The sequence below is a fragment of the Polyangium sp. y55x31 genome, from assembly GCF_029946505.1.
Classification (GTDB): Bacteria; Myxococcota_A; Polyangia; order Polyangiales; family Polyangiaceae; genus Polyangium.
This window is the reverse complement of record NZ_JARZHG010000021.1, coordinates 37326-58627: the sequence shown is the minus strand read 5'-3', so window position 1 is coordinate 58627 and position 21302 is coordinate 37326. Positions and strand designations below refer to the sequence as shown.

Sequence of the window (21302 nt, the reverse complement as noted above, 5' to 3'; positions counted from 1 at the left end):
CACGCATGCGACGTGATGGAAAGCCCGAGCAAGAACGAAGGCATGCTAAACTTCAACCGTGAACTTTCTCCTGCACAGGCACCTCGCGGAGGCGCACACGGGCTCGCGCGCGGCCGGCGCGGGCGCGATGCTGCCTGATCTCTGGCGAATGGCGGACCGGCGTGTGCGGCCGCGCCATCCCGTCGAGGTCTCTGGGTCGCCTGGAAATGGGCTCGCGGAGGTGCTCGCCGGGATCCGGCACCACGTGGCCGTCGACCATTGGTTTCACGGCGACCGGGTCTTCCTCGAAGGAGAAAAGCTCGTCGCGGCGCGCATTCGCGAGGCGAGCCTCGAAGCAAAACGAATGGGGCTCCTCGCGCACGTCACCTGGGAGATGTGCCTGGACGGCGCGCTCCTCCGGCGCGTGGGCTTCGAAACGACACGCGCAGCCCTCGTCGAGGGATTCTCGGCGATCGAGGCAGATTTCGAGGCGGCCGCGACGATGCACCATTTCAGCGCGCACGAGCGGACCGCGGAGGAGCGCGCCACGTTCGACGGGCGAATGAAGCGGCTCCGCGCGGAGATCGAGCGGGGGCCGTGGATCGAGGGATATCAATACGGCGAGGGGATCGCGATTCGTATCTCCGGGGTGCGGGCACGGCTCGGGCTCGCGCCGCTCGACGCGGCCGATCACGCGCGGCTCGGGCAGGCGCTCGACGGCGTGGCGCCCGAGGCCGACGTGATCCTGGAGGAGATCCTGCGGGCGCCCCCGCCGCTCGGCGATGGACGTGCTCGGCGCTCAGCGGCGCTTGCGCTTGGCGCCTGATCTCCGGAACGGGAAACGAAAACGCGGCTTTTGATCGATACGCTCGCCCTCGCGGAGCCAGGCGAAAGGATTGGCGAAGCCGGCCATCCAGGGCAAACGCTTGTAGGCGAGGAAAACGAGCTCGCCGCCGCGAATGCCGGCGTCGAGGCGATCCTGCCAGGCGCCGAGGAGCCGTGGTTCGAGATCCGGGTTCGTCGAGAAAAACGTGCCCTCGTCGATGCGCTCGGGGAAGCGGAAACAGACGCCGCCGGAGACGCAGACGGGGTGGAAGAGCGTGGCGGCGACGCGTGTGATGGCCGCGGCGCGCTCGTCCTCGGGGAGCGCGAGCACGTCGAGGCTGTCCCGCGAGACGATGACGAGCGCGAACGAGCGACCCTCGACGATCGAGAGGTGGAGGTCGTCCACGTCGTATTCGTGGCGCAGGAGATCCGGCGCGGCTTTGGTGGCGCGGTGGACCTTTCGCCGGACGGGGCGAGCGGCGTCGTAGGGGCCTTTTCCCTGGGCAAACAGGGTGCGGGCCCAGTGCCTCGATTCGGCGAGGGCCTGGCCGGGCACGTCGGCGTGGCCGTCGAGCTCGTCGAAGCCCTCGGACTCTGCGGTTTTGATGTCGTCGAACCATTTCATTGGAGTCGCCTCGCGAAACGACGGAAAAACGAGCGGATGCGGTCGCCCACGGTTTCACGGGGCTGCGCTTCACCGCTTCGATATCGCTGCACGATCTTCTCGACCCGATACCCCTCGTCCTCGAGAAACTCCACCCAGACGAGGCCCCAGAAGACCTTGAGGATGTCGTGCCTGGACGAGAGGACGCCGACGCCGCCGCAATAATAACGGGTGATGCCGCCGTACGAGAATTCGAGGCACGCCTCGTACCGGTTCAAGCCTGGGCTCACCTTGCCGTCGGGCAGGCGGGTATGCGAGGGCGGGTAGGTATTTCCTTCCACCACGGGACCGTCCACGAGCGCGGCGGAGAGGCGCTTGTCGCCGACCTGTATCGTCTTCGACAAACCCGCGCGGGGGTCCTCCTCCCAGTCGGCGACGAGGGGCTTTTCGCCGTTGCCCTGGTCCGGATCGGCCCAGACGACGAGTATCCGCGCCTCGCCCGGCGCGCCGATCTGCGCGAGCATGCCACGCACGAGGCGCACGATGGCCTGGCACTCGCCGGAGGCGGCGACGTAGTCGACCATCGGCCAGGCGCCGCCGACGTCGTTGAAATAACGCGGGTGGTCGTACTCCGCGGGCACGTCGGGGCTCGGGAGGAGGGCGTAATACGGGAATCGGCGCAAGAAGCTCTCGACGATGGCGTGTGGATCCAGGCTGTTCGCCTGCTTCGCCCATTCCACGGCCTTCGCCACGCGCCGCGGCGTCGCTCCGTCCTCCTCGTAGGGCGCCGTGGGCGTGGATCGCGGCGGCCCCATCGTGACGAACATGGGAATGGAGGTGACGGCGGGCGCGACGAGCGCGGCCTCGGACGCGGACCAGCGCACGTCGAACGAGAGATCGTCGAGCTTTCGCGCGAGCGGATTCTCGGAGACGAGGGTGATCGAGGACGTCCCGGGAGAGATCGGAAGGGTTTGTCGAAATTGGATCCCTTCCGGGCCTTCGCCGTTCAGGGTGACGGGGCCCGGCAGCGCCGCGCCAGCGTCGAAGGTGAGCTCGAGGCGGACCTTTTCGCCGAGGGTATGGCTGACCGGGACGCGGGACGTGGGCGTCCATTCGGGCTCGGGGCAGGCATGATCGGAGAAACGCCAGCCGCTCGGCTCGTCGCAGCCGCGGAGCGTTCCGTGATCGGAGTCGACCCGGATCGATTCGATTCGAATGGTGCCCTCCGGCCTCGGCGCGGACGTATCCCCTCCGCGCGGCGGCACGCCGCTCGGCTCCCCCACGATGGCCTCCCGGGGCGCGAGGCCAGACCGGAAGCATCACGAGCCTCCGGGCCGCTACGCCGCCCTCACGGGAAACCTCCGGTCGAGCCCCCCCGATCGTCAACTGCCAGGGAGACGGGCCGGGCCGGACACGAATGCGGGAGAAAATGAAATCAGCGGAGGGCCGCGGATTTCTTTCGCTCGGCTTCGAGGTAGGCGCGGCCTTCCTCGGCGGTATCGAAGAACGCGAGCGGCACGCCGTGGCGAAGGAGCGCGTCCGTGGCGCGGTTCAGCATCGTCCCGAGGACGCGTACGGGGAAGGTCGCGCCTACCACGGCGATGCCGCGGATCGCCTTGGCGCCCTTGGCCTCGCAGACGGCCCAGACGCGCGCTTCGCGGGTGACGGAGAGCGAGTGCGCGCTGTCGAAGAGGCAATAGACGGCCGGCTCGTCGCGGCCCATCTCGTCGATGCGCTCGTAGAAGGCTTTCATGTCGTCGAGCGTGACCTCGCCGCTCCAGCGCACGACGAGGATCGCGCCTTCGCGCCTGGACCAGTGCGCCCCCATCCTCTCGAAACCGGCATGCTGGTTCGCCACGACGGAACGAAGATACACGCTCGCGCGTGGTGATGGAAGGAGGGCCGATCCCCTGACGAACAATGTCCTACCACCTACAATTCGCGCGTGACGAGTTCGTCCAATGGATGCAAGATGGACGCGTTCGATGGGTTCGGCGCGGCGCGGACGAGTCGCCGGCGCGCCCGATCTCGCGATCGAGTCTCACGCATCGAGGGCGGCGAAACGTCCTCGCGAAACCCGTACAGATCCCGGCACAGGAGGGCCGGTCGGGGATCCTTTTTCCGGATCGCCCGAGAACCACATCATCATGCCGCGACGAACCGTTCCCGAGCCGTTTGCACTCAAGGTGGGCACCCGTATCCGCGAGCTGCGCAAGGAGCGCGGACTTTCGCTCGGAAAGCTCGCCGACGCCTGTTATCTGTCGAAGGGCCATCTCTCGAGCGTCGAGCACGGGCTCGCGGCCATCACGATCCAGACGATCGAGCGCCTCGCGTTCGGCTTCGGCGTGCCCCCGCTCTACCTGCTCACGTTCGCGGCCGACGACGAGCGCGCGAAGACGGCGGAGCTGCTCCGCGAGATGTCGAACGCCGACGTGCGCAAGATCCGCCGCCGGATCCAGGAGGAGACCGGCGTGCGCGTCAAGCGGAGCTAGGACGAAATTCGTCCTACCGCGCCCCGCGCGCCGCGTCATGGCGCGCCGGGCGCGGTGGGACGAAAAACGTCCGATCGAGGACCATTTTTCGGTACTCCGTGCGTCCGAGGACGTGCATGATGGCTGGCCCGTGTGATCCGGCCGATTCACGCGGGGGATACCATTTCGACGAACTTGTGACTTGCCGGCGTGTTTCGCCGGTCGGGCCGCGCTTTTTCGGCCCGAGAAAGACGAGGACCATGCCCCGACGATCCGTTCCCGATCCGTTTGCGATGCAGGTGGGCGCCCGTATCCGTGAGCTGCGCCTCGAGCGAAACATGTCCCTCGCGGCCCTCGCGGACGCGAGCGCGCTGTCGAAAGGTCACCTTTCGAGCGTCGAGCACGGGCTCGCCGCCATCACGATCCAGACGATCGAGCGCCTCGCGGCAGGCTTCGAAGTGCCGCCGCTCTACATCCTGACGTTCCCGGCCGAGGACGAGCGCGCCCACGTGGCGGAGCTCTTGCGGCAGCTCTCGAACGCCGACGTCAAGAAGATCCGCCGGCAGCTCCAGGTGGATCTCGGCATCAAGAAGGCGCGCTGACGCGCTTCTCGTAGGTGACGTTCCCGTGTACGCTCGAGGGCGTGCACGGGACACGCTTTTCGCTTCACGCTTTGCTTTGGACCGCTTCCTTCGGGCTTTTCGCCTGCGGCTCCGGGGACCCGGCGAATCCGGACCCGGAGCCCGGAAAGCCCCCGCCGCCCTCCGAATGCAACGGCCGCGCAGAGCTCTGCGACAAGCCCTTCGATACGGTCGCGTTCCCCGCGACGCACAATGCCATGTCCTCGTTCGAGCTCGGCTGGGCCGCGCCGAACCAGAACTTCGGCATGAAACGCCAGCTCGAAGACGGCATCCGCGCGATGCTGATCGATACGCACCGCTGGAACGACGATCTCCATCTGTGCCACTCGATCTGCGAGCTCGGACATACGCTCTTCGTGGACGCGCTCGTCGAGATGCGCGTCTTTCTCGACGCACACCCGCACGAGGTGGTGACGCTCATCATCCAGGACGGCATCACGCCCGAGGAGACGGCGGGCGCATTCGAGAAAGCCGGGCTCGCAGGTCGCACGTATGCGCACGAGGCCGGGAGCCCCTGGCCGACGCTGCGGGAGCTCTTGCTCGATGGAAAGCAGCTCATCGTGGGCGCCGAGGACGAGGGGCCGCCGCCCGCGTGGTATCATCACTTCTGGGACATCGCCTGGGACACGCCGTATTCGTTCGAGAGCGTTGAGGATTTCAACTGCGCGCCGAACCGGGGGACACAAGGGAACGACCTGTTTCTGTTGAACCACTGGATCGGGCCGATCCCGACGCCCGAGCGGGGCGAGACGGCGAACGCGTACGAGGTGCTGTCGCCGCGGGCGAAACAATGCCAGACGGAGGGCGGGCAGATTCCGAACTTCGTCGCCGTGGATTTTTATGATCTCGGCGCGCTGTTCCAGGTGGTGGACGAGCTGAACGGATTTTAGCTTCGTACGCGGCGGCCTGCCGCTCGCAAAGCCTGGCTCCCCTACCCCTGCTCGGAAGCCAGCGTCGCCTGCTTGTGGAGCATCAACGCGACCCCGAGCAACATCGCCGCCCCGGCCGCGGCGCCGAGGAACGGAGCAATCGGCGCCACGCGGTTGTACATGAAGCCCCACGTCACGGGCCAGATCGTCCGCGCCCAGCTCCCGGTCGATTGCGCATACCCGAGCACCGTGCCCCGCTGGTCCTCCCGGGCGAACTTCGACGCCAGCGACGAAATGGACGGGTTGTTGATGGCCACGCCCACGCCGACGAGGACGTTCGCGAGGACCATCATCCACGAATGCGTCGAGAATGCCGCGAAGAGCAAGCCCGCAAGCATGAACGCGGCCGCACACTCGACGAGCGTGAGCTCGCTGAAGCGCGCCGAGAGGCGCTTGATCAAAAACCCCTGGATGATGACCCCGGATACGCCGAAGATCGCGAACATGTAACCGACCTGCTTGCCGGTCCACCCGAAACGATCGTGCGAGAGGAGCGGGAACGCGACGTTCAGGACCGTCATGGCCATGAACGTCAAGAAATACATCTGCAGGATCGTCACGACGCGTTTGTCGGCGACGATCTCCGTGAAGGTCGCTTCCTTCCGGGGCTCGTCCCGCGTGGGGCCACGATAAGCGTCGTGCCCGCCGCGCTCGGGCTCGCGCACGGGCCGCGTCTCCGGCATGAGCGCCGCGGCGAGGATCAGGTCCGCGAAGGCCATCACGGCCGCCGCGATCGGCGGCGCCCAGGACGCGATCTCGGCCGTCATGCTGCCGATCACAGGCCCCATGATCATCCCGAGCCCGATCCCCGCCCCGAGACGGCCCATGGCCGCCGCGCGATCCTTCTTGTCCGTCACGTCCGCGATCGCCGCCTGACACGCGGCCAGGTTGCCCGCCGTCGCCCCCGCGAGCACACGCGACACGAATAGACACCAGAGCACCTGGAAGTGCACCGCCGCCGCGAAGAGCACCATGCTCGCCGCATTGCCGAGCAGGCTGAGCACGATGACCGCGCGCCGGCCGAACCGATCGGACAAACGCCCGAGGTACGGCGTCGCCAGCGCCTGCGCCAGCGAATAACTGCTGATCAGCATTCCCGTGACGGTGCCCGACCACTCCTCGGACACCATCGGCTTCACGTAAAACGGGAGCAGCGGAATCGTGATCCCGAACCCGACGAGGTCGAGGAACACGGTCACGACGACGACGAACAGGACGCGGTCGCGCACCTTCTCGCGCGAGGCCGCTTCGGCGGTGGACATGGCTGTATCTGGCATCGGGAGGGGCGTGGGGGGCGTCCCATCCATGCCAGAAAGCCAGGCTCGTGTCACGCGAAAATGTCTAATGCCAGCGGACGAGGCGCGCCGCGTAACGATCCGGCAAGGACTCGTGCGCCGGGATGACGCGGACGCCGAAAGCGTGCTCACCGCTCTCGTGGGTGGGGATTTCGCCCTCGAAGCGATGGCGTCCGCCGCCGAGATCCGCCGCGAGGCGCATCGGAGCGGCCTCCGCGCCGCGGAGCGCGCCGTTCGGGCCCGGACGGCCATAATAAAGCTCGACGACGACGTCGCCCGGCGCGAGGACGCCGAGGTGGATCTCCGCCGCGACGCGCAAAGGTTCGCCGCTCGGGAGGCGCGAGGGGCCGAGCTGCGCCACGGATTCGACACGTACGCAGCCCCAGGCGGCGCGCACGCGGGCCTTCCATTCGCAGACGGCGCGCGCCACGAGGAGGCCGTCCTCCGTCATGCGGCGATGCCGCGCGAGCGCTGGCTCGTAATACCTTTCGGCATACTCGCGCACCATGCGGGTCGTGTTGAACGCAGGGCCGATCGTGGCAATGCTGCGCTTCATGCGGGCGATCCAGTTTCGCGGGAGGCCGGAAGCGTCACGCTCGTAATAAAGCGGGACGATGTCCTCTTCGAGCAATCGATAGAGGGCCTGGGCTTCGACGTGGTCGCCGTGGCCGGTGTCCGCGTATTCCTCGCCGCGGCCAATGGCAAAACCATTGTCGGCCGCGTATCCCTCGGGCCACCAGCCGTCGAGGATGCTCGCGTTGAGGACGCCGTTGAGGCCGGCCTTCATGCCGCTCGTGCCGCTCGCTTCGAGCGGCCTGCGCGGGGTGTTGAGCCAGACGTCGACGCCCGCGACGAGGGCGCGCGCGACGCCCATGTCGTAATCCTCGACGAAGACGATGCGGCCGCGAAAAGGCTCGGCCATGCCCGCGCGCACGATGTCGCGAATGAGCTCTTTGCCGCCCCAGTCCTGCGGGTGCGCCTTTCCGGAAAAGACGAGCTGCACCGGGCGATGCGGCTCGTGGAGGATTCGCGCGAGGCGCGCCGCATCGCGGAGGAGGAGCGTGCCGCGCTTGTACGTGGCGAAGCGGCGAGCAAACCCGATGGTGAGCACCCTCGGGTCGAGGAGGCGCTCGATCCACGCCGGATCCTCGGCGCGCCCCTTCTGCGCAGAAAGGGCGGCGAGGCGGGCGCGGATCTGCTTCACGAGGCGCTCTTTGCGGCGGAGGTGCGCGGCCCAGAGGACCTCGTCGGGGATCTCGACGATTTTCGCCCAGACGCCGGGTTCGGCGGCACGTTCGAGGAAATCGGGGCCGAGGTAACTCGCATACAGCGAGGCGAGCTCGCCGTCGAGCCAGGTGGGGACGTGGACGCCGTTCGTGACGGAGCCGATCGGGATTTCATCGATCGGGAGGCCCGGCCAGAGGACGCTCCACATCGCGCGCGCTTCGCGGCCGTGGAGCATGCTGACGCCGTTGTAATGGTCAGCCATTCGAATGGCGAGGACCGGCATGGAGAATTCGCCGCCGGGCCGCTCGGGTTCGACGCGGCCGAGCCGCATGGCCTCCTCGGCCCCGAGCCCGAGGCCCTCGCCGAGGACCTTCAGATACGGGAGCGCGAGGTCGTGCGCGAATGCATCATTTCCGGCCGGCACGGGCGTGTGCGTGGTGAAGACATGGCCCGCCGCGGCAGCCTCGGCCGCCGCGACGAACGGCGCGCCGGTGCGCGCCATGAGCTGGCGGACCCGTTCAAGTGCGAGGAACGCAGAGTGGCCCTCGTTCATGTGGCAGACGCGTGGCTCCTGGCCGATCGCGGAGAGGAGCCGGACGCCGCCCACGCCGAGCAGGACCTCCTGGCAAATGCGGTGCGCGCGGTCGCCGCCGTAAAGGGTATTCGTGAGCGCGCGATCCTCCGGCGGGTTTTCGGGGATGTCGGCGTCGAGCAAATAAAGCGGGACGCGGCCGACCTGGGCGCGCCAGGCCTGGAGCCTGACCTCGCGCCGGCCCGCCCCCACGCGGGGAGGGAGCTCGACGGAGGTGAAGACGCGGCGGCCCTGGTCGTCGTTCACGGGCGAGACGGGCAAATCGTGCCAGTCGTTCGGCGGATATCGCTCGTTTTGCCAGCCCTCGATGTCGAGGCTCTGGCGGAAATACCCCTGCGAGAACGCGATCCCCACGCCGACGAGCGGTAAGCCCAGGTCACTCGCGCTTTTCAGGTGATCGCCGGCGAGGACGCCGAGCCCCCCCGAATACACGGGCAAACACTCGTGGACGCCGAATTCCATGGAGAAATAGGCCACGGTGCCGCGCGAGGCCGCGGTTTTCCCGTACTTGCGGTCGAACCAGGTGGAGCGGTCGAGGTAATCACGCAGAGAACGCTCGACCGCGGAGAGGGCGCGGAGATATCCGTCGTCCCGCGCGAGCTCGTCGAGGCGGCGCTGCGAGGCGAGCGCGAGGAGGAGGATCGGATTGTGCGCGACGCGCTCGTAGAGGTCGGCGTCAACGCGCCAGTAGAGCTCGCGCGCCGCCGGGGTCCACGTCCACCAGAGATTTTGCGCAATCGTGACGAGCGGCGAGAGCTCCGACGGAATCGTCGGGAAGATCTGGTACCGGTGGACCGTGAACATGGGCGCACCCTAGCCGGAGACATCCCGGAAGGCGAGCCGTGATCAATCGCAGTGGCCGGCTCCGTCCGCGTTGAGAATGCCGGATCGTAGGAAAACCTCGAGGCGGCCGCGCTCGCCCATCCCGAGGAGGCGCGCCCCGCGCGGCGAGACGATGACCGGAATTCGCCGGTCGAACGGGCCCTGCTCCCATTCTTTTTGCCAGGTCTCCAGGGTCCGTTTGTCCGCTTCCCCGACGACGAGCTCGGGCAAACCCGCGACGCGCCGGAGCTCGTCGACCACGCACGAGTCGGAGATGTCCCGGGCGTGAATCCACAAGGCCCGATAAAGGAGCGTCTTCAGGGCCTCCGCGCGGGCCGGGTCGTGCCGGCGAGCGGCCGCGACGAGCAGCGTCGCCCGATCGGTATTCGGTCGCGCCGGCGGAATGCTGATGCTGACGACGGGCTCGCGTTGCCGCACGGAGAGGACCTCGCGCTGGAGCTCTTCGCGCTCGGAGGTCGTATTTTTCGCGGGAATGGGGAGGTGCGGCATGTGGCGGACGCCGCGCCATTCGACCTTGCGCTCCACGCCGAGCTCCAGGAGCCGCTCGTTCTGCGCATGGCAAAACGGGCAATTGAGGTCGCCGTAAAACACGTACGGCGCGCTCGAAGCCGCGCCCTGGGCCGGCTCACTCATGAATGATCACCGTCGTCCCCTCCCCGAAATCCTCGCCCGCGTTCACCGCGTGCCAGCCCTCCGGGACGGGCGGGTCGGTCCAGAGGAATACGCGGTGCGCGTCCACGGGGGAGAGGTTGACGCAGCCGTGGCTGCGCGGCGTGCCGAAGACGTCGTGCCAGTACGCCGCGTGCAATGCGTATCCGCTCTCGAAATACTGGATGTACGGGACGTCGCGGAGCTGGAACGTGCCCTCGCCGCGGCGCCGCGTGACGCCGTATTCGCCGTCGCCCTTCGTCGGGATCTTCTCCGCGCCCCCGGCCGCGGGGGCGGGTTTGGCCTTCGCCGCGCCGGGCTTCACGGCGGCCGGCTTCGCCGCGGGTTTGCCGCCCTTCGCGGCCGCCTTGGGATCGGGCTTGCCGGGTTTCGCGTTCTTGTCGCCGGCCTTCGGCGCCGCGGGCTTGCCACCGCCGTCGGGCGAATGCGAGGCGGCGACGGTCGTGATCTTCGCGCCGCCCACGCTCGACCCTTCATTCGAGTCCATGGTGGCCGTGATGTGCTTGTTGCGAATCTTGAAGACGCCGCGGACCGTGGCCGAGGTCTTCTTGGGATCGTCGAGGCCGGCTTTGCCCGTGGAGACGAGCGTCGCATAAATGGGGCGCTTGCCCTCCCACATCACGAAGGTCTGGTTCGTGATGGAGATCTCGATCCATTTCTTGCCCTTCTCGGCGTCCTCGGGGAACGAGGCGGGCGGGACCGCGAGGCCGACGTCGAGCTGGCTGAGCCAGCGTTTGTCCTTCGTGCGGTAATACTTGACGCCCTCGACGGTCTTCATGGTGCCGGCGAGCGCGTGGGCGCTGCGCCATTCGACGTCGGTATCGGGAATGGCCTTGCCCTTGGAGATGCGGTACGTCTTGGCGCCCTGCGTGCGGACGAACGCGAGCGGGAGCGAGAACTCGTCCGTGAGCTCGAGCCCGTGCCAGGGCGAGCCGAGGTCGGGCTTGATCTTCGTGTGCGGCGCGAGGCGCAGATCCGTGGTGATCGCGAAGCGGCGATTGAGGTTGTCCTCGCCCGTGGGGAAGGAGCCGATGAGCGAGAGGCCCGTGTGGCGGCGCGCGCGGTCGGCGAAGACGGCGAAATCGGGGACCTTGAAATCGCTGATGTTGGGGATGAGGCGCTTGCCGCCTTCGAGCCAGAAAGGAATGGGATCCGAGTCGGTTTCGCCGCCGAGGAGCTGGCCGAGCGCGATCTCCTGCGAGTTTTTGCCGAGGCCCATCTCGCCGAGGTGCTTGCCGGGGATGGGGACGCCGCGATCGTCGATCGGCACGTCGGGCGCGCCGAGGACGACCTGGTTCACCGTGGCCTCGTTCTGCTTGTACCAGTCGAGGTGCTCCTGGAGCTTGAACTCGGAGTCGTACTGCTGCTTGGCCGTGGGGACCTTGATGTACAGCGGGAGGACGGCCCGGACGAACGCATATCGATACGGCAAGGCCGCCTTGAGGTCCGGGCGCTTGGCGGACGCCTTGAGGATGGGGTTTTCGAGGTCGGTCGTGGCCTCTTCGCCGGCGCAAACGAAGCCCTTCGGGTGAATCTCGTACCAGCCGCCCGGACAACCAGCCTTGCCGACGGGCTCTTCCGAGCGGGCGACCTTGGCCCCGACGCGCAGGTAGCCGAGCTTCTTCGCGGTGTCGCGCGGCTCGTCGTAGACGGTGGCGACGAAGGCCGTGATGCCGAGGAGCGGTTTGTCGGGAGGCGGCGGGGGCTCGGGGACCGCGTTCTGGCCCTGGACGGCGGGCGGCGGGGCGGCCGCGTCATCAGGGGCGCCGCCGTCGGCCTGCCCGGCCACGCCGGGGCGCTTGCAGCCGAGGGCGGTGAGGGCCGCGAGGGCCGCGAGAGCCCAGGCACCACGCCGCGCGCGGCCCGATCCCACGGAGTGCGAGGATGCGGAGAGGCGAGCGCGCGGGAGCATGGGGGATGGATGCCAAAAGATGCGGCCGGATGCAAAGGGAAGGTGCGAGGTGGACGGAGAACGATCGGCCCGAGGTGAGATGCGACGTACTTCCGTGCACAGCCGCGCCGTGCGAGGCTTCGCGCCGGAGCCATGATCCACGTGAGCGTGCCTTGCCAATGTGGAGCGGACATCTCGTTCGCGAGCGCGGCCTGCCCCGGCTGCAAGAGCCCGGTGTCGCGTGCGCTGCGCGACGACCTCGACGCGCGGCTGGAGTACGCGCACACGGAGTACGGCGAGGCGAGACAACGCCTGCGCCGGTCGACGATGGCGCTGTTCGTCCTCGGAGCGATCTACGTCGTGATCGCGCTGTTCCTCATTTACGCGCTCGGGAGCGAGCCCGCGGCGTCGATCGATTCGCTGGTCGTCACGCTCCCGTTCCTGTCGAACGGCGTCATCGGCCTCATGTTCATCGCCTGCGCAGCCTGGTCGCGGCGCTCGCCGACCGCAGCATTCTCCGTGGCGCTCGGGATCTGGCTCGTCACGCAGACGCTCATGTACGTGACGCTGCCGGCCCTGTTTCTCATGGCGTTCCTGTCCGCCGGCGGGATCGCAGGGCTCTTCGCGAAGGTGGTCTTGTTGTTCTTCCTCTCGCGCGCGCTCTTCGCGGCGCGGCGCGTGGACGAGATTCGAACGGAAGTGGCGCGCGGATCGACGGCTTGATGGATGGCTACACGAGCAGGCCCGGCAGCGGCCCTTTGCAATAGGCCGGATTGCCGAATGTCGTGACGGGCACGCCCATGGCGTGGGCGATCGCGATCAGAAGATCGTTGTGGTAGGCGCCGGAATGCTTGAACCACCGCCCGGTGTTCAGCGCCCCGCCCGCGCCGCCGAGGAGGAGGAGCGGGACGTCGCGGCGCGCGTGGGTGTTGCCCTGCGCAATGTCGCTGCACCAGAGGATGACGGTGTTGTCGAGGACCGTGCCGTCGCCCTCGGGGACGCTGTCGAGCTTCTGGCAGAGGTACGCGAGCTGCTGCGCGTGCCAGTTGCCAATGTCGATGAGCGCCTGCTGCCGCTTCGTGTCGCCATCGCTCGAATGCGAGAGCGTGTGGTGCGGCTCGTCCTGGCCGAGCCACGTGAAGACCTTGCCCGTCTGGACCGTGGTCCACTGGATGCTCGCGACCCGCGTGAGGTCGCAGATGAGCGACATCGCGAGCAGGTCGAGCTGGGTCTTGGCGATCTCCGGGTAGTTGTCGTTTTCGAGCGGCTCGACCGGCGCGCCGAGGACGGGCGGGTTGCAGGAGCCGCCGATGACGCCGGGCGCGTCGAGGCGCTTTTCGATCTCGCGGACGGCTTCCAGGTGCGCGTCGACCTTCATGCGATCACTCGTGCCGAGGCGCGAGGAGAGGCGCTGGTAGTCGCCCGTGACGGCGTCGAGCACGGTCTTCCTCTGCGCGCGCAGGCGCTTGAGGGCCTCGGGGTCGGTGCCGAGGTCCGAGAAGATACGCGTGTACGCCTGGTACGGGTCGTCCTCGGGCGGGACGGGTTGTCCGGGGCCGCGGTAGGAGATGCGGGCCGAGACGTTGGCGTACTGGACCTGGACGCCGAACTCGAGCGAGGGGAAACGCGTGGTCTGGCCGATCTGGTCCGCGAGGAACTGATCGAGCGAGATACCGCCGCCCCAGCCGACCATCTTGCCGGGGTTACACGCGTACGGGAAGAGCGAGCCCTCCTGGAGCTCGGTGCCCGTGAGCGCGTGGCCGATGCCCTGCTGGTGCGGGTCGCCGGGGCCGTGGTAGGCGGACTCGTAGTCGACGCCTTCGAGGAGGATCGCCTTCTTCTTGTAAGGTTCGAGCGGCGAGAGGATGGGGCCGAAGGTGAAGTCGGTCTCGGTGCCGGTGGGGATCCACGCGGGCTTGACCGTGCCGAGGCCCGTGAAAAAGACGACAAAGCGCTTCGGGAAGGCGGTGGCGCGGGCCGAATCGGCCATGGCCCCGAGGAACGGCAGGCCAACGGCCACACCGCCGAGGCCGCGAAGGAGCGCGCGACGGCTCAGGGTCCTCTGTTTCATGGTGCCTGCGTCACGACGGCCCGGCGGTACCGGAACGCGTCGGTCTGGGTGAGGGCGACGAGCAGCTCCTTGACGTTGAAGCCGCTCGCCGCGAAGGCCTGCTGGATCTCGCTCATCGAGCAACGATCGTCCTCGCCTTCGACGCGGCCGTAGGCGAAGCGGAACCACTGGGTGGCGACACACTGGCGCGCCTCCTCGCTCTGCGCGAGGCGCTGGCCGAGCTCGACGACGCCCTCGAAGGGGCCGTCGATGCCGCGGGTGTCGACGAGCTCGCCGGAGTCGTCGATGGGCAAACCCTGGTCGGTGTCGCGGTAGAGGCCGATGCCGTCGTAGTGCTCGAAGCCGAAGCCGACGGGATCCATCTTGATGTGGCAGCCCGCGCAAGCCGGGTTCTCCGAGTGCTCGGCGAAGCGCTCGCGCGTGGTGGCGTCGGGGCGGACGTCGGGCGCGTTGAAGGCGGCGTTGTTCGGCGGCGGCGGGAGGATCTGGCAGAGGAGGCGCTCGCGGACGAACTTGCCACGATGCACGGGCGAGGTCTGGTTCGGCTTGCCCGTGGCGGCGAGGACGCTCGCGTGCGTGAGGATGCCGGAGGTCTTCGTGGGATCGAGCTCGACGCGCTCGAAGCTCTGCGTGGCCGGGCCGTCTTCGACGCCGTAGAACGAGGCGAGCTCGGCGTTCAGCATCGAGTAGTTGGCGGTGAAGACGCTGCCGATGTCGCCCTGGCCCTCGAAGATGACGTCTTCGAGGAAGGCGAGGGTCTCGGCCCGCCAGAGCGGGCGGATGCCCTCGTAGTACTTGGGGTACGTGGAGCTGTCTTTTTTGATGTTGTCGAGGTGGGAGAGGCCGAGCCACTGGGCGTTGAAGTTCGCCACGGCCTCGCGCGCCCGCGGGTCGTCGAGCATGCGGCGCGCCTCCTTGGCGATCTCTTCTTTCGTGCCGAGGCGTCCCTCGTCCGCGGCGGCGAAGAGCGCCTCGTCCGGCATGGTGCCCCAGAGCATGTACGAGAGGCGCGAGGCCATCTCGTGGTGCGAGAGGGGCACGACGTCGGCCTCGACCGGGTCGGGCATGCCGAACTCGACGCGGTAGAGGAAGTGCGGCGACTGGAGCATCACCTGGAGGACGAGCTCGATGCCCTTCGGAAAACCCTCGTCGCCGCGGCCCCAGGAGAAGACGTCCTGGAGGCGCGAGACCTCGTCGTCCGTGAGGGGGCGGCGATACGCGCGACGCCCGAAGGTCTGGATGAAGGTGGTGGCGCACGCCTGCTCCCCGGCCGTCGCGGGATCACAGGGGAGCAGGGCGCCGAGATCCGACGCCGCGCGGGCGGCGATCTGCTCGGCCGCGACCATGTACTGCTCGGCGAGGATCTGCGTCACGCCGAGGGCCGTGGCCTGGTTGTCGAAGCCCATGGCCTCTTCTTCGGGCACGAAGGCCGAAGCAGGCCGGGTGTCGTCGCCGACGAGGTCGCGGACGGTGTTGTTGTACTCGAACCGGGTCATGCGCCGGATGGGCGATTTGCCGGGGATCGTGCCGACGCACTGGAAGGCGGGGGCCTCCCCGGTATCTTCGCCCGGCGGGTCGCCGATGTGACCCGAGCAAGCCGCGAGAGGCGCCGCCGCGCAGAGGGCGAGGGCGCCACCGAGAAGCCAGGGCAAGCGCACAGCGTGGGTCATGAGCAAGGATCCGCGGGGGCTTGACCGCGGTATCCGGAGAGTAGAAGAAGGTCGGCCGGGCGTCGACCTTTTCCTGATGCCGTACGCGTGCTTCGGCTCGACGGCGAGGGAGAGATCGCTACCCTGCGGGCCGTGCCCAGAAGGGGAATCCGCCGCGCCGCCGGGAAGCTCGTGATCGCGACCGCCGCCGCGACCACATCCGCGGCCGCCACCACCTCCGCCGCCGCTCCGGCTCCCGCCGCCACCGCTCCCGCTTCCGCCTCGCCGGTGGGAGGCAACTTGCGCTTCGGCGTGGAGGTCGCGGCGCGCTGGTTCGCGTACTCGGACCCGCTGAAGGTCGCCACGAATCTGCGGCCGTACGACGTCGTCGGGGTGCCGATGATCTCCCTCGGCGGCGAGCTCCAGCCGCTCCGGTGGACGGGCGTGCCGGTGCTCGAAAGCGTGGGGATCACGGGGGAGTACACGTTCGCGCCGTCCCTCACGTCCGCCGTGACGGAGGGGCGCGATATCCAGACGAGCTGGGATCGAGGGAATCTGGGGCTCCGGGTTCCCATCCGGCTCGGGCGCGGGGAACGCGCGCCGGTGGTCGCGCCGCTCGTGGGCTATGGCTGGCTCGATTTTTCGTTTCAGGAGTCGGGGCCCCTCGCGGCGGAGATCCCGACGGTGAGCTACAGGCTCGTGCGCGTGGGTCTCGACGGTCGAATCCGGATCGCGGGGCCGCTCACGCTGGTGGCGGCGTTCGAGTATCTGGAGCCGATCGAGGGAGGGGCGCTCTACGAGCGGTTCCGTGATGCGACGGTGGGTGGGATCGACGCGGATCTCGGCGTCGCATTCGCGATCACGAAGGGGGCGGAGGTCTCGCTTTCGTTCGGGTATACGCGGTTCTTTTCGACGTTCGTGCCCGTGCCCGGCGACGCGTACGTGGCCGGCGGGGCGCTCGATCAATTCGGCGGTGTGAAGCTTGGGATCGATTATGCCCCGTGAAAACCGTGCCCTCCGGCGCGCGCTCGCCTCCGCGCTCTTGCCGCTCGTGATCACGCTGCTCGCCGCGGGTTGCCCCGGCCGGCTGGAAGACCCCGACCGCTTCCTCGACGGCGGCAGCTTCACCTGCCCGGACATCGTGACGGAGCTGTTTCCGAAGAGCTGCGGCGGGTCGATCTGCCACGAGGGCGCCGAGCCGGCGGCAGGGCTCGATCTGGTCGCGCCGAACGTGGTGGAGCGGCTCGTCGACAAGATGGGACGCGATTGCCCGGGGATTTTGGTGGATCCGGTGGTGCCGGAGTCGAGCCTGCTTTACGAGAAATTGCAGCCGCTGCCGAGCTGCGGGTCGCCGATGCCGATCGGAAAGCCGACGCTGACGCCGGAGGAGCTCGCGTGCGTGCGAGACTGGATCTCGGCGCAGGTGCCGACGGGGGGCGGGGCGGGCGGGGGTGGCGGGACCTGACCGACGGGCTCGCGGAGGGCTCGCGGAGGGCCGGCGGAGCGCCGAAGAGGGGTCGGCGTGGGCCGGGTGGTCGTTGGCGACGCGCCAACGCATGGTCCGGGCGGCCTGGGTGGTCGTTGGCGACGCGCCAACGCATGGTCCGGGCGGCCCGGGGGGGCTTTGGCGAGGCGCCGACGATAGGTAGGAGCGGTCCGGGGGGGGCTTTGGCGATGCGCCAACGATAGGTCCGAGCGCTCCGGGTGCTTCGTGGCGATGCGCCGACGATGAGGAGGAGCGGTCCGGGTGCTTCGTGGCGATGCGCCGACGATGAGAGGAGGAGCGTCAGGGGAGTCTTGGCGACGCCTCCCTTGCGGTTCTCGTGCCTCCTGTGAAAACTTCCGCTTCGTGCACCCATCGCTCACGGAACTCCAGCAGGCTTACGCGCGGGGCGACCTCGTCATCTTCGCGGGGGCAGGCATTTCAGCGGGAGCCGGCCTGCCGTCATGGGCCGAGCTCGTGAAGCGGCTCGTCGCTCATGCGAGGGCTCGCGGAGTGACCGAACATCTGCTGGGTGAAGTCGACGAGCTCGTGGCGGCGCGCCAGTTCATCGATGCTCTGTCGGCATTGAAGGATGCCTTGGGCGGCCCTGAGTTTTGCAACTTCATCGAGCGGCAACTCGACGACAGCACCGTGGCGGTTCATCCCGCGGCGAAGGCCATCGCTGCATTGTCTGCGAACCTGCGCGCCGTGCTCACGACGAACGTCGACCGCATCCTCGAACGCGCCCTGGCTGGGCAGTGGCCGACGTTCTCCAAGGCCACGCCGGACATCGCCCAGCGGCGCGGGTTTCTCCTCAAGCTCCACGGCACCCTCCATGAGCGGAACACCTGGGTCTTCACGCGCGCCGACTACGACCGCGCGATGTACGCGGACCCGCAGATGCAAACCGCCTTCTCTGCGCTCTTCCACGGGCGGACGCTGCTCTTCGTGGGTTATGGGCTCACGGACGACGACTTCGATCAATTGCTGGCGCGCGTGCGCGCGCTGTCGGGGGATCAGCCGCCGCGTCACTTTGCGATCGTCCCCGCCTCGGCGGTCCGGGCGTATAAACGCAAGGTCCTCGAGAGCGCCGGGGTGAGTTTGATCATCTACCCGAACGCGGATGGCTCGCACAGAGAGTTGATCGAGCTGCTCACGGCGATTGCCCCGAATGCCACGCGAGCGACCGTAGACGAGTCAACCCCGCAGCGCGTGCAAAGCAACAGGATACCTGGGGCATCGAATCTCGCCCAGCGGATCGCCGACGAGAAGCCTCGCCATTGGGAAATCAAGCTTTTTGGCCAGGTGCTCTCCGATGAGCTTGCAGCCGCGTCGGTCGAACGGCGCGACTTGCAGTTCGGCGTCTCCTTTGGCCCTCCCGAGTTGCGAGACCCGAAGGACACCCTTTCCTGGATCAGCACACAATTGGCGGCGGCCACTCACACCACGAAAATACTCACGAACCTGGTGAACACCGGCCTTTCCGACGCAATGGGTCCGCCCGGCGAGCACGGCGACGCGCACAAACTCGTATACGTGGCAAACAGAATTGGCCAGGTATACCGTGAAGTCATCTCGTGGACGCTACGATGGCGCCGCCTGCATACGGATGAAGCATTCCGTCCCACCATCGAGCTCGCACAGCTCGCCGGTCACAGGTTCATCTACCGGATCGAGGAATGGAACCAGCGGATCGCAACGACGGTCCGGGAGCACCTCGAAGGGAATAACAACCTACCGCCAGGAACCACGATCGATCTGGGGATCGTGATCGATTTGCCGGACGGGTGGGAGGAGCAGATGCAGGCCCAGATGGCGCAACTTCAACGGCGCTTTCACTGGTGAACCGGTCCCTTTCTGGAGACCGCTGAGCCCACGGGTTTGCCCGCGGAGCGCCGCCCGCGCTAGGGTGGCTCGATGCCGACGCTCGAGCACAACGGCCTCGTCGACATGTTCCGCGAGAACCCGGCCCTCGCGCCGCACCTCGTCGAGCTCCTCTTCCGCGTGGACCTCCCACCGTACACCACGGTCACGGTGGTCGAGACCGCCCTCGATCAGCTCGTGCCCGTGGAGTTCCGCGCGGATCTGGTGCTCGAGCTGCGCGACGAGCGCGGCGCGCTGGTGTTCGCGATCGTCCTCGAAGTTCAGCGCGACAAGGACACACGCAAGAAGTACGCGTGGCCGGTGTACGTCGTGGTCGTGCGGGCGCAGAAAGAATGCCCGACCCTCGTGCTCGTCGTCGCGCCGGACGCCGAGGTGGCCGCCTGGGCCGCGGAGACGATCGATCTCGGCCTCGGCCGTGGGCATATCGATCCGCTGGTGCTCGGCCCTGCCAGCGTGCCCGTGGTGACCGACGCGGCCCTGGCGGAGCAGGAGACGGAGCTTTCCATCCTATCGGCGGCGGCACACGGCAACGGCCCGAACGGGCTCGACGTGGCGCTGGCGGCGCTCGGCGCGCTCGGACGGTTCGACCGGGAACACGCTGCGGTGTACTTTCAGATCGTTTACAATACATTACGCGAGCCCATGCGGAGGGCCCTGGAGGCGCTGATCATGCAACGGCAGAGCGAAGGAAAAGCCACGTTCCCCCCGTTCGCACAGCAGATCTTCGATCGCGGCATGCACGAGGGCGAGCTCAAGGGCAAACTCGAAGGGAAGATCGAAGGGAAGCTCGAGGGCATCCTCGAAGGCAAACGTGGCGTCCTCTTCCGGCTCCTCGCGCGCGCAGGGCTCGCGCTCGCGGACGACGAGCGCGCCCGCATCGAGGCTTGCATGGACACCGATACCCTCGATCGGTGGGTCGAGAACGTCCTCGAAGCGAAGACCACGAGCGACGTCTTCTCGTGACGTAGCCAACCGGCTATCGCGCGCCTCGCAGGTCCGGTCGCGAGCGTCTCCACACCCCGCCCCGATCGGAGGTATACCGCCAGGGACGTATGCCTGAGACCACCCTCGTGGAGCGCTTGCGTGGTGTGGAGCGGCTCTGTCTGCCGGTCTGGGTCTTCGACGTGGAGCGGGCCCGCATGGCCTGGGGGAACGCCGCCGCCCTCGAGATCTGGCGCTCGCCGAACCTCGACGAGTTCCTCGCCCGCGACTACTCCGATGCCTCCACCGCGACCCGCACCCGCAACGAGGGCTTGCTCCGCGACCTGCGCGCGGACCGCGACGCGCGCATCGAGCACACGTTCACGTTCTATCCCCGCGGCGAGCCCTTGCACCTGCGGGTCTTCCTGTCCGCCATCGAGCTCGACGACGGGCGCTTCGCCCTGCTTTACGAAGGCCACGTGCGGACCGAGGCGCAAGACCCGAGGATCCTGCGTAGCGACGAGGCGCTGCGGCACGTCTCCGCGATGGTCGCGCTTCTCTCCACGGAAGGCGCAGTGCTCGTGACGAACCCGGCCACCGAGCGCGCCTTCGGCAGGTCGAGCACGCCGTCGGCCTGGTTCGAGGACACGGGCGCCGTGACGCGGATCCTGCAGGCGGCGGAGAACGACGTGGTGTTCCACGAAGAGCTCGTCGCGCTCACGAACGACGGGCCGCGCTGGCACGCCGTGGAGGCACGGCGGACGAGTGATCCGGCGACCGGGAAGTACGCCGTCGTCGTGCATCAGGTGGACGTGACGGAGCGGCGGGAGCGCGAGGCGCTGATCGAGGCGCAGCAGCGCGAGATCCTGGAGCTGTCGGCGCCGCTGCTCGACGTCGCCGAAGGGGTGGTCGCGGTGCCGATCGTCGCCGCCTTGACCGAGGCGCGGAGCGGGGAGCTCGAACGGCGGCTCTTGCCCGCGGTGGCGGAGCGCGGCGCGCAGGTGGTCGTGTTCGATCTGACGGGCGCGACGGCCTCGGAGGGCACAGGGCTCGCGCAGCTCGTGCGGCTGATCAGCGCCGTGCGATTGCTCGGCGCGCGGCCGATGGTGACGGGCGTGCGGCCGGCGCTGGCGAGGGAGCTCGTGCAGAGCGGCGCGGAGCTCGCGGGCGCGTCGGTGATGCGGTCGCTGCGGGATGCGCTGCCGTTTACCCGCAGAGGACAGAGGCCCTCGCGGCGCTGAAGCGCGCCTGGGCGGCGCGGGTCTGTCTCGGTCGAAGGACTTCGCGTGTTCGGCGGTCTCGATTTTGAAGAATCGGGATGCCATGCC

19 protein-coding genes are annotated in these 21302 nt (G+C 68.2%); 10 read left to right on the top strand and 9 right to left on the bottom strand.

All coding sequences use genetic code 11. From position 1 onward, the window contains the following. Positions 1–58 precede the first annotated feature (58 nt). Entirely contained in the window at positions 59–805 is a 747-nt protein-coding gene (locus QHF84_RS30320) for a hypothetical protein (protein WP_281316948.1), read from the top strand. Here QHF84_RS30320 and QHF84_RS30315 read toward each other — a convergent pair. The 3 genes from QHF84_RS30315 to QHF84_RS30305 all read right to left on the bottom strand — a co-directional run bounded on the left by QHF84_RS30315 (position 779) and on the right by QHF84_RS30305 (position 3266). Then, positions 779–1429: a hypothetical protein gene (locus QHF84_RS30315; protein ID WP_281316947.1), complete on the bottom strand. Its 651-nt coding sequence runs from the start codon at positions 1427–1429 to the stop codon at positions 779–781. The genes QHF84_RS30320 and QHF84_RS30315 overlap by 27 nt on opposite strands. Further along, the gene (locus QHF84_RS30310) at positions 1426–2691 is read right to left on the bottom strand and encodes a hypothetical protein (RefSeq protein WP_281316946.1); all 1266 of its coding nucleotides are present in this window, start codon (positions 2689–2691) and stop codon (positions 1426–1428) included. Before QHF84_RS30310 ends, QHF84_RS30315 begins: the two co-directional genes overlap by 4 nt. A gap of 152 nt (positions 2692–2843) precedes the next feature. Further along, positions 2844–3266: an STAS/SEC14 domain-containing protein gene (locus QHF84_RS30305; RefSeq protein ID WP_281316945.1), complete on the bottom strand. Its 423-nt coding sequence runs from the start codon at positions 3264–3266 to the stop codon at positions 2844–2846. Between the two features lie 289 nt (positions 3267–3555). On the opposite strand from QHF84_RS30305, the gene QHF84_RS30300 reads away from it, so the two are divergent. The 3 genes from QHF84_RS30300 to QHF84_RS30290 all read left to right on the top strand — a co-directional run bounded on the left by QHF84_RS30300 (position 3556) and on the right by QHF84_RS30290 (position 5410). After that, positions 3556–3900 (top strand): helix-turn-helix transcriptional regulator, encoded by a 345-nt coding sequence (locus QHF84_RS30300; protein ID WP_281316944.1) that lies wholly within the window; start codon positions 3556–3558, stop codon positions 3898–3900. Positions 3901–4139: 239 nt separating this feature from the next. Then, positions 4140–4481, top strand: a complete 342-nt coding sequence (locus tag QHF84_RS30295) for a helix-turn-helix domain-containing protein (protein WP_281316943.1) — start codon at positions 4140–4142, stop codon at positions 4479–4481. A 41-nt stretch (positions 4482–4522) separates the two neighbouring features. Beyond that, complete coding sequence (locus QHF84_RS30290; RefSeq protein ID WP_281316942.1) at positions 4523–5410, top strand: hypothetical protein; 888 nt, start codon at positions 4523–4525, stop codon at positions 5408–5410. A 41-nt stretch (positions 5411–5451) separates the two neighbouring features. Here QHF84_RS30290 and QHF84_RS30285 read toward each other — a convergent pair whose 3' ends face one another. The 4 genes from QHF84_RS30285 to QHF84_RS30270 form a co-directional block, all read right to left on the bottom strand. After that, positions 5452–6711 (bottom strand): MFS transporter, encoded by a 1260-nt coding sequence (locus tag QHF84_RS30285; protein WP_281316941.1) that lies wholly within the window; start codon positions 6709–6711, stop codon positions 5452–5454. A gap of 79 nt (positions 6712–6790) precedes the next feature. Beyond that, positions 6791–9367 carry an alpha-glucan family phosphorylase gene (gene glgP, locus QHF84_RS30280; RefSeq protein ID WP_281316940.1) on the bottom strand — a complete coding sequence of 859 codons (2577 nt, stop codon included), beginning with the start codon at positions 9365–9367 and terminating at the stop codon, positions 6791–6793. A 42-nt stretch (positions 9368–9409) separates the two neighbouring features. Continuing rightward, the gene (locus tag QHF84_RS30275) at positions 9410–10039 is read right to left on the bottom strand and encodes a DsbA family protein (RefSeq protein WP_281316939.1); all 630 of its coding nucleotides are present in this window, start codon (positions 10037–10039) and stop codon (positions 9410–9412) included. Beyond that, positions 10032–11987 (bottom strand): L,D-transpeptidase, encoded by a 1956-nt coding sequence (locus QHF84_RS30270; RefSeq protein WP_281316938.1) that lies wholly within the window; start codon positions 11985–11987, stop codon positions 10032–10034. The genes QHF84_RS30275 and QHF84_RS30270 overlap by 8 nt, the downstream gene beginning before the upstream one ends. A 132-nt stretch (positions 11988–12119) precedes the next feature. Between QHF84_RS30270 and QHF84_RS30265 the strand changes: the two genes are divergently transcribed. Continuing rightward, the gene (locus QHF84_RS30265) at positions 12120–12689 is read left to right on the top strand and encodes a hypothetical protein (protein ID WP_281316937.1); all 570 of its coding nucleotides are present in this window, start codon (positions 12120–12122) and stop codon (positions 12687–12689) included. A gap of 7 nt (positions 12690–12696) precedes the next feature. Here QHF84_RS30265 and QHF84_RS30260 read toward each other — a convergent pair whose 3' ends face one another. Both QHF84_RS30260 and QHF84_RS30255 read right to left on the bottom strand, forming a co-directional pair. Next, positions 12697–14037 carry a DUF1552 domain-containing protein gene (locus QHF84_RS30260; protein ID WP_281316936.1) on the bottom strand — a complete coding sequence of 447 codons (1341 nt, stop codon included), beginning with the start codon at positions 14035–14037 and terminating at the stop codon, positions 12697–12699. Beyond that, a complete protein-coding gene (locus QHF84_RS30255; protein WP_281316935.1) occupies positions 14034–15707 on the bottom strand; it encodes a DUF1592 domain-containing protein in 1674 nt (557 codons plus the stop codon). The genes QHF84_RS30260 and QHF84_RS30255 overlap by 4 nt, the downstream gene beginning before the upstream one ends. Positions 15708–15839: 132 nt before the next feature. Between QHF84_RS30255 and QHF84_RS30250 the strand changes: the two genes are divergently transcribed. The 5 genes from QHF84_RS30250 (at position 15840) to QHF84_RS30230 (ending at position 21215) form a co-directional block, all read left to right on the top strand. Further along, entirely contained in the window at positions 15840–16691 is an 852-nt protein-coding gene (locus tag QHF84_RS30250; protein ID WP_281316934.1) for a hypothetical protein, read from the top strand. Next, a complete protein-coding gene (locus tag QHF84_RS30245) occupies positions 16681–17151 on the top strand; it encodes a hypothetical protein (protein ID WP_281316933.1) in 471 nt (156 codons plus the stop codon). Before QHF84_RS30250 ends, QHF84_RS30245 begins: the two co-directional genes overlap by 11 nt. A gap of 384 nt (positions 17152–17535) precedes the next feature. Next, positions 17536–19014: an SIR2 family protein gene (locus QHF84_RS30240; protein ID WP_281316932.1), complete on the top strand. Its 1479-nt coding sequence runs from the start codon at positions 17536–17538 to the stop codon at positions 19012–19014. 72 nt (positions 19015–19086) lie between these two features. After that, positions 19087–20016 carry a hypothetical protein gene (locus QHF84_RS30235; protein WP_281316931.1) on the top strand — a complete coding sequence of 310 codons (930 nt, stop codon included), beginning with the start codon at positions 19087–19089 and terminating at the stop codon, positions 20014–20016. A gap of 89 nt (positions 20017–20105) precedes the next feature. Continuing rightward, positions 20106–21215 carry an STAS domain-containing protein gene (locus QHF84_RS30230; RefSeq protein WP_281316930.1) on the top strand — a complete coding sequence of 370 codons (1110 nt, stop codon included), beginning with the start codon at positions 20106–20108 and terminating at the stop codon, positions 21213–21215. The last annotated feature ends 87 nt before the right edge of the window (positions 21216–21302 follow it).

Bases quoted from the DNA above. Each gene is read 5' to 3' on its own strand.
- QHF84_RS30315 (WP_281316947.1), bottom strand. From the start codon at position 1,429: ATGAAATGGTTCGACGACATCAAAACCGCAGAGTCCGAGGGCTTCGAC.
- QHF84_RS30300 (WP_281316944.1), top strand. From the start codon at position 3,556: ATGCCGCGACGAACCGTTCCCGAGCCGTTTGCACTCAAGGTGGGCACC.
- QHF84_RS30295 (WP_281316943.1), top strand. From the start codon at position 4,140: ATGCCCCGACGATCCGTTCCCGATCCGTTTGCGATGCAGGTGGGCGCC.
- QHF84_RS30285 (WP_281316941.1), bottom strand. From the start codon at position 6,711: ATGTCCACCGCCGAAGCGGCCTCGCGCGAGAAGGTGCGCGACCGCGTC.
- glgP (WP_281316940.1), bottom strand. From the start codon at position 9,367: ATGTTCACGGTCCACCGGTACCAGATCTTCCCGACGATTCCGTCGGAG.
- QHF84_RS30275 (WP_281316939.1), bottom strand. From the start codon at position 10,039: ATGAGTGAGCCGGCCCAGGGCGCGGCTTCGAGCGCGCCGTACGTGTTT.
- QHF84_RS30270 (WP_281316938.1), bottom strand. From the start codon at position 11,987: ATGCTCCCGCGCGCTCGCCTCTCCGCATCCTCGCACTCCGTGGGATCG.
- QHF84_RS30265 (WP_281316937.1), top strand. From the start codon at position 12,120: ATGATCCACGTGAGCGTGCCTTGCCAATGTGGAGCGGACATCTCGTTC.
- QHF84_RS30260 (WP_281316936.1), bottom strand. From the start codon at position 14,037: ATGAAACAGAGGACCCTGAGCCGTCGCGCGCTCCTTCGCGGCCTCGGC.
- QHF84_RS30255 (WP_281316935.1), bottom strand. From the start codon at position 15,707: ATGACCCACGCTGTGCGCTTGCCCTGGCTTCTCGGTGGCGCCCTCGCC.
- QHF84_RS30245 (WP_281316933.1), top strand. From the start codon at position 16,681: ATGCCCCGTGAAAACCGTGCCCTCCGGCGCGCGCTCGCCTCCGCGCTC.
- QHF84_RS30235 (WP_281316931.1), top strand. From the start codon at position 19,087: ATGCCGACGCTCGAGCACAACGGCCTCGTCGACATGTTCCGCGAGAAC.
- QHF84_RS30230 (WP_281316930.1), top strand. From the start codon at position 20,106: ATGCCTGAGACCACCCTCGTGGAGCGCTTGCGTGGTGTGGAGCGGCTC.